We start from the raw sequence: 13477 nt of genomic DNA on the forward strand, positions 1-13477 counted from the left end.
CACGCGAATGCACTGCGCCTCAGGGCCGTTCACGCGGGCGGCCGTCACGCGCGTTATTCGTCTGAGTTTTTGCCCGCGGGACCACGCATCGGAGGCAGGGCGACGAACATGGACATCGAGAAATGGCTGCGGGGCCTCGGGCTCGAGCAGTACGCCCACGCGTTCGCGGCAAACGACATCGACACGTCGCTGCTCGGGCAGCTGACCGACGCGGACCTGAAAGAGCTTGGCGTACAGTCGCTCGGCCACCGTAAGCGCATTCTGGCCGCGGCGACGGCATCGCTACCGACAGCGGCGCCGCTATCGCCCGCCACGGCCGACGACCACGAAGTGCCCGCGGACGAGCGCAGGCAGGTCACGATTCTGTTCGCCGATCTGTGCGGGTACACGATGCTGTCGCGCTCGCTCGATCCCGAAGACCTGCGCGCGCTGATCGGACGCTATACGGCGCTGGTCGACGGGATCGTGCTCGCCTATGGCGGCACGATCGACAAGCACATCGGCGACGCGGTGATGGCGCTGTTCGGCGCACCCCGCTCGCACGAGACGGACACGCTGCGCGCCGCGCGTGCCGCACTCGACATTCACGACGGCGTGGCGCGACTGGCCACCCAGACCGGGCGGCAGTTGCAGGCGCACATCGGCATTGCGAGCGGCGAGGTCATCGCGGGCGCGCTGGGCCGCGCCGACGCGCAGGACTACACCGTGCATGGCGATCCGGTGAACCTCGCCGCTCGGCTCGTGGCTGCCGCGCCAGCGGGCGAAACCTGGCTATCCGACGACGCAGCGCGCACGCTCGGCGACGTCGCCAGTTGCGAGGCAATCGGCGAGCGGCGCTTCAAGGGCATCGACACGCCGGTGCGGCCATGGCGCCTCGTCGCGCTCGGCAGCGAGCCGGTCAGGACGAGCCACAGCCATTTCGTCGGACGCGAAGCCGAGCTCGAACAGTTTCATGGCATCCTGCATGCGTGCATGGCAAAGCGCGCGGGGCACGTCGTTCATGTGCGAGGCGAAGCCGGCATCGGCAAGACCCGGCTCGTCGACGAGATGCGGCGCCATGCGCAGGCGCAGGGCTTCACGCTGCATCGAAGCCTCGTGCTCGATTTCGGCGTCGGCAAGGGCCAGGACCCGGTGCGAACCATCATCGGCAGCCTGCTCGGCTTGCCGGCCGGTGCATCGAGTGAGGCACGGCAGGCCGCCGCCGCGCAGGTCGCGGCCGAAGGCATCGTCAAGGCCGAGCAGATCGTATTTCTGCACGACTTCCTCGACCTCCCGCAGAGCGCCGAATGGCAAACCATTTACGAGGCCATGGACCACGGCGCGCGCAAGCGCGGCAAGCAGGCGCTCGCCGCGAGGCTGACCGAGGACGTGTGCGCGCACGCAGCGACGCTCATCGTCGTCGAAGACCTGCATTGGGCCGATGCCGAAGTCATCGGCTACCTGTCGGCGTTCGCGTCGGGCATTGCCAACGGTACGGGCCTGCTGGTGACGACTTCGCGCGTGGAAGGCGATCCGATCGATGCAGGCTGGCGCGCACGTTGCCGCGACACGCCGTTCGCCACGATCGATCTCGGACCGCTGCGCAAGGACGAGGCGCTGAGCCTGGCGGGCAATTTCATCGATGCGACTCAGCGTGTTGCGCTCGCCTGCATCGAGCGCGCGGGCGGCAATCCGCTGTTTCTCGAACAACTGCTGCGCAACGCCGAAGAAGGCAGCGGCAGCAACGTACCCGCGTCGATCCGCAGTCTGGTGCTCGCGCGGATGGACCGGCTCGCGCCTCGCGACCGCCTGGCGTTCCAGGCGGCCGCCGTGATCGGCCAGCGCTTCGACCTGGCGCTGCTGCGAGAACTGGTCGGCGATCCTGGCTATGTCTGCGCCGGACTGCTCGTCAATGCACTGGTGCTGCCGGAAGGCGAGGACTTCCTGTTCGCGCACGCGTTGATCCAGGAGAGCGCCTACTCGACGTTGTTGCGCGCGCGCCGCCGTGAACTTCATCTGCGCGCGGCCGAATGGTTCGCACACAGCGATGCCACGTTGCACGCCCAGCATCTCGATCGCGCCGAAGACCCGCATGCGCCGCACGCCTACCTGGGCGCGGCGGTGGCTGAGCGTGCCGCTCATCGTTTCGAAGCCGCGCTGCGGCTGGCCGAGCGGGGCATCGAGATCGCGCGGTCGGACGCGGACCGCCATGCACTGAGCTGCTGCAAGGGCGAGCTTCAGCGCGACCTGGGCGACATTGCGGGATCGATCGCGACGTACCGCACCGCACTCGCCGCCGCCACCGACGACACCGCCCGATGCGACTGCCAGCTCGGGCTCGCGGAAGGTCTGCGGGTCAGCGAGGGTCTCGACGAAGCACTCGGTCTGCTGGCGCAAGCGCAACGGATCGCGGAGCGGGACAACCGGCTGGGCGAGCTGGCAAGCCTCCATTATTTGCGCGGCAACATCCTGTTTCCGCTCGGCAAGATCGACGCCTGCTGCGCCGAACACGAGCGCGGTCTCGCCTATGCGCGCCGCCTCGGTCTGCCCGAGGCCGAGGCTCGCGCGCTCGGCGGCCTGGCGGATGCGGCGTATGCGCAGGGACGCATGCGCACCGCGTTCCATCATTTCAGCGAATGCGTGGCGATGAGCCGGGAGCACGGCTTCGGCCGCATCGAGGTCGCCAATCTGTCGATGCAGGGCTTCAGCCGCATCTATCTGAACGACGCCGGTCCGGCACGCGAGGACGCCATCGCTGCCGCCCGCACCGCCGAGCTGATCGGGCAGCCTCGCGCGCAATTGCTGGGTGAGACGCTGGGGGTGTTCGCGTGCCAGGAATTGGGCGACGTGCAGGCGGCCAGCAAGCATCTCGCGCAGGAACTGCGCGTGATCCGGCAACTGGGTGCGCGCCGCTTCCAGGCGCAGAACCTGGAGATGCAGGGGCGCCTGTTACTGGACCAGGGATGCCGCAGCGAAGCGGTGTCGGCGCTGCGCGAAGCACTGGCCATCTCACGCGAGGTGGGCAGTCAGTTTTCCGGGCCAAAGACCTTGAGCGCACTGAGCCGCGCGGTTGACGACAAAGACGAGCGGACGCGGCTACTGGCTGAAGGCGAGGCGCTGTTGCGCCTTGGCGCGGTCGGCCACAATCACTTGTGGTTTTACCGCGACGCCATCGAAGCGATGCTGGGGGCGGGCGATCCTGCCGGCATGCTGCACTACGTGGACGCACTCGAGGCCTATACGCAGCGCGAACCGTTGCCGTGGTCCGAGCTTTTCGCGGCGCGTGGCCGTGCGCTTGCGCTCGCGCTTCGGGCGCCGCTCACGGACGCCACACGATATGAACTGCTGCGGCTGCTCGAGGCGCTACAGCAGGCCGGCTTTCGCAACTACGTGGGCGCGGTCGAAGCGGCCCTTGCGGCTTGAGGCACGCGCGTAGCCGATCGTCAGCGCGGCGCCGAATCGTCGCGGGGCGGGTCCTTGTGGACCAACTCCATGTCGATGGTGCGGCCGTCGTCGTCGGGTGTGTCCCTGTGAACGACCTCCATGTCGACGGTGCGGCCGTCGTCGCCATACGCGGCCGCCTGCCGGCGCAACTTGCGCATCTTCCACCACAGATAGCCGACCACGACCGTGCCGACCGCGAACAGCACGGCGAACAGCACGATTGACAGCGTCGCGGCCACCACGAACAGGATCGCGCTCAGGGCGACGGTCAGCAACCGACCGAACCAGCCTGAGCCACCGATCCGGATCCCTTTCTCATATGTCACCCGCCGCGGCGGCGGTCTGTCGTTTTGCATCGTTCATCTCCCGGCCGCCGTCCGGCGGCTGATGCGGGTAAGTCCTAATCCGTTGTCATTATGCGGGATGTGAACGGCGAGCGTCGCCGGCGCGGGGCGACTCGGCGTATAGTCGATTGACGCCGTTAAAGAAGCCCGCGCGTTGGCTCGTTTAACTTCGGTAGTAAGTTGCCGCTCGCCAAGACTGACCGAGCGGCGTGGTTTTCAGTTACCTCGGTTGCCCGCGTAATCATGCGACGCCTGCATCTGCTCGAAATCGAAGACCAGCCGTGGTGCCCACGCGCCCTCCGTGACGGCGGGACGGACTGGCTGCACTTTCTGGCCAATTCCCACAAGGGCTTCAACGTGATCGCGGGCAAGCTGCGCGAGGCGATGCGCCGGGTTGGCAGCGACCGGATCGTCGATCTGTGCTCGGGCGGCGGCGGGCCATGGCAGACGCTTGCACCGTTGCTCGCGCTGTCCGGCCGCGTGATGGTGCAGTTGACGGACTTCTATCCCAATCGCGCCGCGTACGAGCGGATCTCAGCCGGGTCGACCAACTGTGTCACTTATGTGAGCGAACCGGTGGACGCGATGAACGTGCCATCGAGATTCGACGGTGTGCGCACGATGTTCAACTCGTTCCACCATTTTCGGCCGGACGATGCGCGCGCGATCCTCGCCGACGCCGTGACGAAGCGCCGCGCGATCGTCGTCGTCGAGGGTGCGGATCACCGGCTGCTCGGTATCGTGTTCATCCTCGTGATGCCGCTGATGATGCTCGCACTGACTCCGCTGATCCGACCGTTTCGCTGGTCGCGGCTAGCGCTCACCTATGTGCTGCCGGCGATCCCGCTGCTGTGTCTGTTCGACGGCATCGTGTCGATGCTGCGCATCTACAACCCCGACGAATTGCGTGAGATGGTCGCGAGTATTCCGGATCAGCAGAGCTTCGATTGGGACATCGGCACGCTGCCGGTGCAGGGCTCGCCGCTCGGTCTGACTTATCTTGTCGGCGTTCCGCGGCAACCCGCAGGCTTGAACGCAAACGCGCGCCGTCGGCAGCGGCGCGCGGATCACTTGCCGGCCAGATGCTCGGGTGTCTGGGTGTTGCCCGGCGGCAACTCGCCCATCGCCTGAAACAGCGTCGCCGTATCGGCCAGGCGCCGGCCGATCAGGCGGATTTCTTCCAGCCTCGCAGCTTCGTACTGCTGCTCGCCGCCGCGAGCGGATGCAGCGGGCAGCGCGCCGAGCCGCTGACGTGACGTGGCATCGTCGAACGTCTCGCGTGCGTCGCGGGCAGCGCCGCTCGCGGCTTCGAGTGCCTGCGCGTCGTGTTCGAGCGACGCAAGCGTGTCGGCGACGTTTTCGAACGCGGCCAGCACCGTCTGCTTGTACTCCAACACGGCGGCCTCGTAGGTGTCGATCGCCGCGCGCCGCTGCGCGACGAGCGCGCCGCCATGAAACAGCGCTTGCGACATCGTCGCGGCGATGTTCCAGATCGCGCCGGCGCCCGACAGCGCGAGCGGCCAGCTGAACCCGCCTTGTCCCATCGATGCGTTCAGCGTCAGGCTCGGAAAGAGTTGTGCGGTGGCGACGCCGACGTCGTTCGCGGCGGCTTTCAGCGCCGCCTCGGCGGCCGCGATATCGGGCCGTGAGCGCAACAGGTCCGATGGCAGCACGACCGGCACGTCCTGCGGCAAATGCAGGCTCGCCAGATCGGGCTCGGGCGGCGCCGCGTCGGGCGTGCGGCCGAGCAGCACCGCAAGCGCGTGTCGGGTCACGGTCAGCCGTTGCCGCAGATCGGCCACGCTGACCTGGAGCGCGGCGATGCTTTGCCGCGCATTCGACACGTCGCCGCGCGTCAGCGACCCGAGCTGGTAATGCCGTTCGGTATCGTGAGCCTGATCGCCCGCCAGCACGATCAGGCGCTCGGTCGCATCGATCTCGGCGCGCAGCATCGCCGCCTCGATCGTCGCCGTGACGATGTTGGTGGCCAGCGCGCGGCGCGCGGCTTCGCGTTGATACGCATCGATGTCGACCCGCGCGGAGCGCGCCGCGTTGGCCTTGCGCACCGCGCCGAACAGGTCGAACGTGTATTGCGCCTGGACCACGCCGATGAACTCGTTGTAAAGCAGCGTATTCGGCGCGCCGGGAACCGGAATGCCGAGATCGCGTCCGCGCGAGGCCTGCGCGACCAGATCGACCGACGGCAGCAGCGTGGCGCCGATCTGCGCGCGCAGTTGTTCGTGCGCGGCGGCCAGGTGCTTGTCGGCGGCGGCGAGCGTCGGGCTGTTGCGCAGGCCTTCTTCGACGAGGTCGTTCAATGTCGTCGAGCCGAACAGCCGCCACCATTGCGGCACCGGCTGCGCGCCAGTGGTGAAGCGCTGTGCGACACCGAGCGCCTCGACCGTCTGCGCGGGCTGCGGTTCGACGCCGTAATGGGCGGGCGAGGGCATCGCCGGCGGCTCGCCGCTCGGACCGAACGAGCATGCGCCAAGCGCGATCACAGCGGCCGCGCCGAACGCCGCGCGCCAGCGATGGATCGACACGGCCCGCGCTCGACGCGGCGCGAAAGTGAAATGCGGCGCGCTCGCCGGCACGTCGATGGAGTTGCAGTCTGTGCGCACGATCAGCTCCACGTGTATTCGATTGTCGAGGACGCGGTTCGCACCCCGCGTTCGAAGTGCCGCACCTTGAACGCGGTTGCGTAGAGCGCAGGAACGAAGAACAGCGTCAGCACGGTGGCGCCTGTGATGCCGCCCATCAGTGCGGTCGCCATCGGTCCGAAGAAGGCCGATTGCAGCAGCGGGATCAGCGCGAGCACGGCGGCCGCGGCGGTCAGCATGATCGGGCGGAAGCGCCGGACCGTGGCGCTTACGATCGCATCGAAGCGCCCCTGGCCTGCGGCGATATTGCGTTCGATCTGATCGACGAGAATCACCGAGTTGCGCATGATGATTCCGGACATCGCAATGACGCCGAGCATCGCGACGAAGCCGAACGGCTTGCCGAACAGCAGCAGTGCGGCGACCACGCCGATCAGGCCCAGCGGCGCGGTGAGCACGACCATCAGCACGCGCGCGAAGCTGCGCAGTTGAATCATCAGCAGCGTCAGCACCACCACGAGCATCAGCGGCAGTTGCGCGATCACCGACGCCTGCGCGTTGCCGCTGATCTCGCCCGCGCCGCCGGTCTCGATCCGGTAGCCGATCGGCAGCGACGCGCGCAGCGGCGCAAGCGTCCGATCGATCGCCTGGGTCACGTCGAGCTCCAGCGCGTTGCCGCGCACGTCGGCCTGGACCGTGATCGTCGGTTGACGGTCGCGGTCCCAGATCACCCCGTATTCGAGTTCGTTGTGCAGGTGTGCGAGCGTGCCGAGCGGAACCGGGCCGTTCGGCGTCGGCATCGCGAGGTTCACGATCTCGGCGGGATCGACCCGCTCACGCTGCGGCGCGCGCAGGTCGACGCTGATCAACCGGTCGCGCACCCGGTACTGCGTGAACGTATAGCCCGACAGCGTCATCGCGAGGAAGCTCGCCACGTCTTCCGACGTGACACCGAGCTCGCGCGCCTTCTGCTGGTCGATCTCGAAGCGCAGCGAGCGTTCGCCGGGTTCGTCCCAGTCGAAATGCACGCCCGTCGTGCGGGCATCGGCCTTCATCGTCGCCGCGACTTTTTCCGCGATTTCCCGCACGGTGGCGAGGTCGTTCCCGCTGACGCGAAACTGCACCGGATAGCCGACCGAGGGGCCCGTCTGCAGCGGCGAAACGCGCGCACGCACGGCGGGAAAGCTGTTTTGCAGCGTGCTCGCGAGCCAGCGTTCGAGCTTTTCGCGGTCGTCGACGGACCTGGCGGTGATCACGAGCTGCGCGAAGTTCGGCTGGGGCATCTGGACGTCGAGTGGCAGATAGAAGCGCGGCGCGCCCGTGCCGACGAAGTCGACCAGATGATCGATCTCGGGCCGGCCGGCTAGCGTCTTTTCGAGGCGCGCGGCTTCGCGCAGCGTCGCTTCGAACGACGCACCTTCGGGCAGCCGCAGGTCGACGAGCAGCTCGGGACGCTCGGAGCTCGGGAAGAACTGTTGCGGCACGAGCGCGAAGCCGGCCAACGCGACGACGAACAGCGCAGCCGTGACGCCAATCACGACGAGGCGGCGCTTCACGCACCACGCGATGCAGTCGCGCAGGCGGTCATGAAAGCGGGGCGCGCGGGGCGCCGCCAGCGGGGCGCGGCGCGTCTGCGCGTCGTCGCGCCGGCGCAACTTGCGAAGCGCGCGCCGAGGCGGCGTCTCGCGCGCGATGTCCTTGCGTTCGGGCAGCAGGTGATAGCCGAGCAACGGAATCAGCACGACCGCCGCGAACCACGAAGCAACCAGCGCAATCGCGGACACCTGAAAGATCGAGCGCGTGTATTCGCCAGTGGCCGATTTCGCCAGCGCGATCGGCAGGAATCCCGCCACCGTGACCAGGGTTCCCGTCAGCATCGGAAACGCGGAGCTGCTGTAGGCGAACGCCGCGGCCCTCGCGCGGCCCCATCCCTGTTCGAGCTTCACTGCCATCATCTCGACCGCGATGATCGCATCGTCGACGAGCAGCCCCAGTGCGAGGACCAGCGTGCCGAGCGAGATCTTGTGCAGGCCGATATCGAACCCATTCATGCATAGCGCGGTGACCGCGAGCACGACCGGGATCGAGATCGCCACAACCACGCCGGCGCGCCAGCCCAATGAGATGAGGCTCACGGCCAGCACGATCACGATCGCTTCGGCGGCGGCGCGCAGAAAGCCGTTGACCGAGTGCGAGACCGCGTGCGGCATGCTCGACACCTGGAGGAGTTCGAGCCCCGCGGGCAGACGCGCGCGCAATTCGGCCGTCTTCGCGTCGAGCAGCTTGCCGAGCTGAATCACATCGCCGCCAGTCTGCATCGTGATGCCGATGGCGAGCACCGGGCGGCCGTTGGTGCGAACCTGCGAGACCGGCGGATCGTCGTAGCCGCGCTTGATCGTCGCAATGTCGCCAAGACGAACGAGGCGGTGATTGATGTCGATCAGCGTGTCGCTCATCGCCGTCAGGTCGGTGAACTGCCCGCTCGGACGCACGAACACGCGATCGAACGCGGTGGTGAGCGTGCCGCTCGGCGTGACCGCGTTTTGCGCGTTGATCGCCCGCGCGAGTTGTTGCGGCGTGATGCTGAGGCGCGTCAATTGCGCGTTGGGAATCTCGATCGTGATGTGCTCGTCGGGGTCGCCGAAATAATCGACTTTCGCGACACCGGGCACACGCAGCAGCACGCCGCGCAGTTCGTCCGCATAGTCGTGCAGTTGGGCCGGCGAGAAGCCGTCGCCGGCGAGCGAATAGATGTTCGTGTAGACGTCGCCGAATTCGTCGTCGAAGTACGGCCCGCGCACGCCGGGCGGCAGCGTATCCGCGATGTCGCCGATTTTCTTGCGCACCTCGTACCACGTGTCGCGCACCTCGCTCACCGGCGCGGAGTCTTTCATCGTGAAGACGATCAGCGATTCGCCCGGACGCGAGTAGCTGCGCAGATAGTCGAGATGCGGCGTCTCCTGCAGCTTGCGGCCGATCCGGTCGGTCACCTGCTCCTCGACCTGGCGCGCGGTCGCGCCGGGCCAGAAGGTGCGGATCACCATCGCGCGGAACGTGAACGGCGGGTCCTCCGATTGTCCGAGCCGCGAATAGGCGAGCACGCCGAACAGCGTCGCGAGCACGACGGCGAAAAAGACGAGCGCCTGGTTGCGGATCGCCCACGCGGACAGATTGAAGCGGCCGGTGTCGTCCGCTGCTGGCCGCCGCGGTCCACCCGGTTCACCGGGGCCGCCCGCTCCGTCGGGCCCCTGGCCGAACAGCGCTCTCATGATGCGAAGTCCTCGGGATGCAACGGCGCGACCGCGCGCACGGTTTCGCCGGCGCTGACTGTGTGCACGCCTTGCAGCACGACGCGCTCGCCATCGGTGAGACCTCGCGCGACGGAGATCGTGCGGTCGTCATAGCGGCCCACCTGGACCCGGCGCAATTCCAGCGCCTCGTCGCCGGGCCGCACGACCCAGACGGCCGGCGCATTGCCGTCGTGAAAGAGCGCGCTGGCGGGCAGCGTGATCGGGTCGTCCGCTTGCGCCTCGCCGGACGCGTCGGCGAAGGTGATGGTGGCCGTCATGCCGAGGCGGACTTCGGGGCCTGGCGCATCGAGCGTCAGTTTCGCGCGATAGGTGCGGCTGCCGGGGTCTGCTGCCGGCGACAGCTCCCGGACGTGCGCGGTGAAGCGTCGGTCCGTGACGGCCGGCAGCGACACGCTGGCCGCGCTGCCGACCGCCAGCGCGTTCAGCAGGCTCTCGGGCACGTCGCAGAGGATATCGACCTCGCCGGACCACGCGAGGTGGTAGACCGGCTGTCCCGCCGCGACGTTCTGCCCGGTATCGGCGTCTTCGGCGGTGACGACGCCGGCATGGTCCGCCGTGAGGACCGTGTATTGGGTCTGATTCTTCAGCAGCGCGAACTGCTGTACCGCCTGATCGCGCTGCGCGGCGGCCGCCACATACGCATCCTGGGTCTGCTCCAGCTGCGCCGTCGAGATCAGCTGCTCCTGCGCCTGCGCCCGGTCGCGATCGAGTTGCTGCTCGGCGAAGGTGAGCCGATGCTGTGCCGCCATCAATTGGGCCTGCGCGCTCGCGAGGCTGCGCTGCGCGTCGTCGGCATCGAGCCGCGCGATCACCTGGCCGGCCGTGACCGTATCGCCGAGCCGCACCTTCCGCTCGACCAGCTTGCCGGCGACGCGAAACGACAGCGGCGTCGCATAGCGTGCGTTGACTTCGCCCGGCAGCGTCGCGAGCACCGGCTTGCTGTCCCGATGCACGACCACCGCGATGACTGGGCGCGGCAGCGTCACCTCGGCTTCTTTCGCGTGACAGGCGGCGAGCGCGAGCGCGCCCGACACCGTCAGCATGATCTCGCGCCAGCGCATGCTCACGAGTGTTCCTCCAGCTCGCCGGCTTCGAACTGCGCCTTGGTCCGGCGGCGCTGCACCTTGCCGCTCGAAGTCCGCGGCAAGCTGCCCGCCTGCACGATCGCGACGTGACCGACCTGCAGGCCCGCGCATTCGGCGACCTTCTGCGCGATCGCACGGCGCAGCGCCGTGGCCTCCGCGGGCTTGCCCTCGGCGCAGACGACCAGCGTCTCGTCGCCGTCGCGCATCACGCCGAACGCGATCACGCCGCGGCTTTGCACGCTCGGCAACTCGGCCACCGCCCATTCGATGTCCTGCGGATAGAGGTTCGAGCCGTGAATCACGATCAGGTCCTTGCTGCGGCCGCAGATATAGAGCTGGTCGCCCGCGACGTAGCCGAGATCGCCGGTCTGCAGCCAGCCGTCGCGGTACGCGTCGGCGCTCGCTTCGGTGAGGCCGTAGTAGCCCACGGTGATGCTGGGCCCGCGCGTGACGATCTCGCCGACGCAGCGTTCGGGCAACTCCCGCCCGGATTCGTCGACGATCCGCAGCTCGTGTCCGGGAAAGCAATGGCCGCAGCCGACCAGTTCGATCGTGCGCAAGCTGGTATCACGCGCGGCCGGTATCGCTCGACCGAGCCCCAGCGGTGCCGCATAGACGACGTCGGTGACGATCGGCTGGCCGTGGTCGTGAAACGTGATCGCGAGCGTTGCCTCGGCCATCCCGTAGCACGGCAGCAATGCTTCGGCGCGAAAACCGGCCGGCTCGAAGCGCGCGCAAAACTGGCGCAGCGCTTGTGCATTGATCGGCTCGGCACCGCAGCCGGCCACACGCAGCCGACTCAGGTCGAGGCCTTCGAGGTCCTGGTCGCGCGTGCGGCGCGCGGCGAGCGCATACGCGAAGTTCGGCGCGAAGCTGATCGTGCCGCGGTACTTCGTGATCGCCTCCATCCAGAGGCCGGGCCGGCGCACGAATGCTTCGGTTGATAGCAGCACGCTCGGCAAGTCGCAGATCAGCGCGCCCAGCACGCTGATGAGTCCCATGTCGTGGTGCAGCGGCAGCCAGCTCACATAGACATCCCGCTCGTGCAGATCGATGCCGCGCGGTCCGAGGAACGCTGTTGCATTCGCGATCAGATTGCGATGCGTGACCATCACGCCTTTCGGCAGCGACGTACTGCCCGACGTGTATTGCAGAAAGCACAGGTCATCGGGATGCAGCGCCGGCAAATCGCAGGCGGGCGGCTCGCCGTCGAGCAGCGCTTCGACGGTCACGATGCGTTCGAGGCCGGTGTCGGCGGCCAGCACGTCCTCGATGGTCTCGCGTGTCGAGTTCGACGTGAGCAGCATCCGCGCGCCTGCCGAGCGCACGATGTGACTGACGGTTTCGGCGTAGCGTGCGCGGGTTCTGAAGTTCAGGCTTCCGCGCGGAAAGATCGGGACCGGCACCAGACCGGCGAACGACGCGCCGAGGAAGCTCAGGATGAACGCTTCCGGGTCGAGGATCACGAGCGCGATACGGTCGCCCTTGTTCAGGCCCAGTGCCACGAGCTTTTGTGCACGCTTGCGTGCCTCGCGCTCGAGCGCGTCGTACGGATAGTAGTGCTCGTCGCCGTGCGAGGAGACAAAACGAAGGCCTCGAGCGTCGCCGCGCGGCAGCGCTGAAACGGCATCGACTAGCGTCAGGTTCATGGTGACGGCTCCCCGCTTACTTGGTCGAGATTCCGTGATCGAGCGAAGCAGCGGGCGACCAGTCGCGGATCGGCTGCAGACGGCGACGCAAGAGCGCGACCACCTCGTCGTCGCTGCGCACCGGCGCGCCCGGCAAGCGCACGAAATGCCTGGCGAGCTTGCGGTGCTGACGCGTGACGAGCAGCAGCCAGATCTGCGCGATGTCGATGCGATCGAACACGACTGCGTCCTCGTGACCGTACTTCTCCAGGTTCGCGGCGAACTCCTTCGTGAGCTCGCTGAAGTGCGTGCCTTTGCGGACGTGGTGGTAGATGTGATAACCGGCGTTGAAGACGCGCGCATTGAAACGCGAGTCGATCGTATTGGTGCTGCTCGTGTACGGGTTGTCCGGATGATCGGGGTCGATGAACGCGTGCTGGACCCAGTTGCCGATCATCATCATCAGCCGCACGAATACGAACGGGAACACGAACACGACGAGCGTCGCCCGCAGGTTCCAGTACGCGGCCGCGCCGATCGCTGCATAGAACGCGATCTCACCGACGAGCAGTTGCCGCATCAGCTTCGTATTGCGCGAGCGCCACAGATAGACGCTGAGCTCGACCGGCACCAGCGCGGCGAAGCGCAGGTAGTAATGCAGAAAGCCGATGACGCTATCGCGCTGAAACCGCATCGTCGAACTCAGGTCGCGTGGCAGGTTGTCATCGATGTGATGCATGCCCATGTGATGGACATAGAACGTGCCCGGCGTCTGGCCGAAGAACGGGCACAGCACCCAGTCGAGCAGGATTTCGAGCGTGCGGTACTTCTTCCTGAAGAGCCGCCGATGCAGCGTGCAGTGGTAGCTCATCGTGAAGCGGTCGCCGAACATGTTCCAGACCAGCACATAGGCCACGCCCGCCCACCAGGGAAAGTGGCCGAGCCAATACAGCACGGCCGCGGCGGGGATGAATATCAGCGCGCACTCGATGTAGAGCCACAGATGCGGCAGGTCGCGACGATCGTTGAGCAGGCGGTACATGGCAGTTTCCTTCAGGGGCGGTTGCAGTGGTCGGTCAAGGGGGT

8 protein-coding genes are annotated in these 13477 nt (G+C 67.4%); 2 read left to right on the top strand and 6 right to left on the bottom strand.

The genetic code is table 11. The annotated features are described in order from the left end of the window. Positions 1–108 precede the first annotated feature (108 nt). A complete protein-coding gene (locus tag AB3X95_RS36830) occupies positions 109–3402 on the top strand; it encodes an adenylate/guanylate cyclase domain-containing protein (RefSeq protein WP_368623823.1) in 3294 nt (1097 codons plus the stop codon). 20 nt (positions 3403–3422) lie between these two features. Here the strand turns inward: AB3X95_RS36830 and AB3X95_RS36835 are convergent, their stop codons facing one another. After that, a complete protein-coding gene (locus AB3X95_RS36835; protein WP_176111882.1) occupies positions 3423–3779 on the bottom strand; it encodes a CPBP family intramembrane glutamic endopeptidase in 357 nt (118 codons plus the stop codon). 231 nt (positions 3780–4010) lie between these two features. Here AB3X95_RS36835 and AB3X95_RS36840 point away from each other — a divergent pair, with 231 nt between their 5' ends. After that, entirely contained in the window at positions 4011–4898 is an 888-nt protein-coding gene (locus tag AB3X95_RS36840; RefSeq protein WP_368623824.1) for a class I SAM-dependent methyltransferase, read from the top strand. Here the strand turns inward: AB3X95_RS36840 and AB3X95_RS36845 are convergent. Genes AB3X95_RS36845 through AB3X95_RS36865 form a run of 5 tightly spaced genes read right to left on the bottom strand, consistent with a single transcriptional unit; the run spans position 4835 to position 13433 of the window. Next, positions 4835–6388 (bottom strand): efflux transporter outer membrane subunit, encoded by a 1554-nt coding sequence (locus AB3X95_RS36845; protein ID WP_368623825.1) that lies wholly within the window; start codon positions 6386–6388, stop codon positions 4835–4837. The genes AB3X95_RS36840 and AB3X95_RS36845 overlap by 64 nt on opposite strands. A 2-nt stretch (positions 6389–6390) precedes the next feature. Continuing rightward, positions 6391–9636: an efflux RND transporter permease subunit gene (locus AB3X95_RS36850; protein WP_368623826.1), complete on the bottom strand. Its 3246-nt coding sequence runs from the start codon at positions 9634–9636 to the stop codon at positions 6391–6393. Next, complete coding sequence (locus tag AB3X95_RS36855) at positions 9633–10739, bottom strand: efflux RND transporter periplasmic adaptor subunit (RefSeq protein WP_184227798.1); 1107 nt, start codon at positions 10737–10739, stop codon at positions 9633–9635. Before AB3X95_RS36855 ends, AB3X95_RS36850 begins: the two co-directional genes overlap by 4 nt. A gap of 2 nt (positions 10740–10741) precedes the next feature. Beyond that, a complete protein-coding gene (locus AB3X95_RS36860) occupies positions 10742–12412 on the bottom strand; it encodes a fatty acyl-AMP ligase (RefSeq protein WP_368623827.1) in 1671 nt (556 codons plus the stop codon). 16 nt (positions 12413–12428) lie between these two features. Then, positions 12429–13433: a fatty acid desaturase gene (locus tag AB3X95_RS36865; protein ID WP_176125518.1), complete on the bottom strand. Its 1005-nt coding sequence runs from the start codon at positions 13431–13433 to the stop codon at positions 12429–12431. Positions 13434–13477: the final 44 nt, after the last annotated feature.

Source organism: Paraburkholderia sp. BR13444 (assembly GCF_040948755.1).
GTDB classification, from domain to species: domain Bacteria; phylum Pseudomonadota; class Gammaproteobacteria; order Burkholderiales; family Burkholderiaceae; genus Paraburkholderia; species Paraburkholderia youngii.

Bases quoted from the DNA above. Each gene is read 5' to 3' on its own strand.
- AB3X95_RS36855 (WP_184227798.1), bottom strand. From the start codon at position 10,739: ATGCGCTGGCGCGAGATCATGCTGACGGTGTCGGGCGCGCTCGCGCTC.
- AB3X95_RS36865 (WP_176125518.1), bottom strand. From the start codon at position 13,433: ATGTACCGCCTGCTCAACGATCGTCGCGACCTGCCGCATCTGTGGCTC.
- AB3X95_RS36830 (WP_368623823.1), top strand. From the start codon at position 109: ATGGACATCGAGAAATGGCTGCGGGGCCTCGGGCTCGAGCAGTACGCC.
- AB3X95_RS36840 (WP_368623824.1), top strand. From the start codon at position 4,011: ATGCGACGCCTGCATCTGCTCGAAATCGAAGACCAGCCGTGGTGCCCA.
- AB3X95_RS36860 (WP_368623827.1), bottom strand. From the start codon at position 12,412: ATGAACCTGACGCTAGTCGATGCCGTTTCAGCGCTGCCGCGCGGCGAC.
- AB3X95_RS36835 (WP_176111882.1), bottom strand. From the start codon at position 3,779: ATGCAAAACGACAGACCGCCGCCGCGGCGGGTGACATATGAGAAAGGG.
- AB3X95_RS36850 (WP_368623826.1), bottom strand. From the start codon at position 9,636: ATGAGAGCGCTGTTCGGCCAGGGGCCCGACGGAGCGGGCGGCCCCGGT.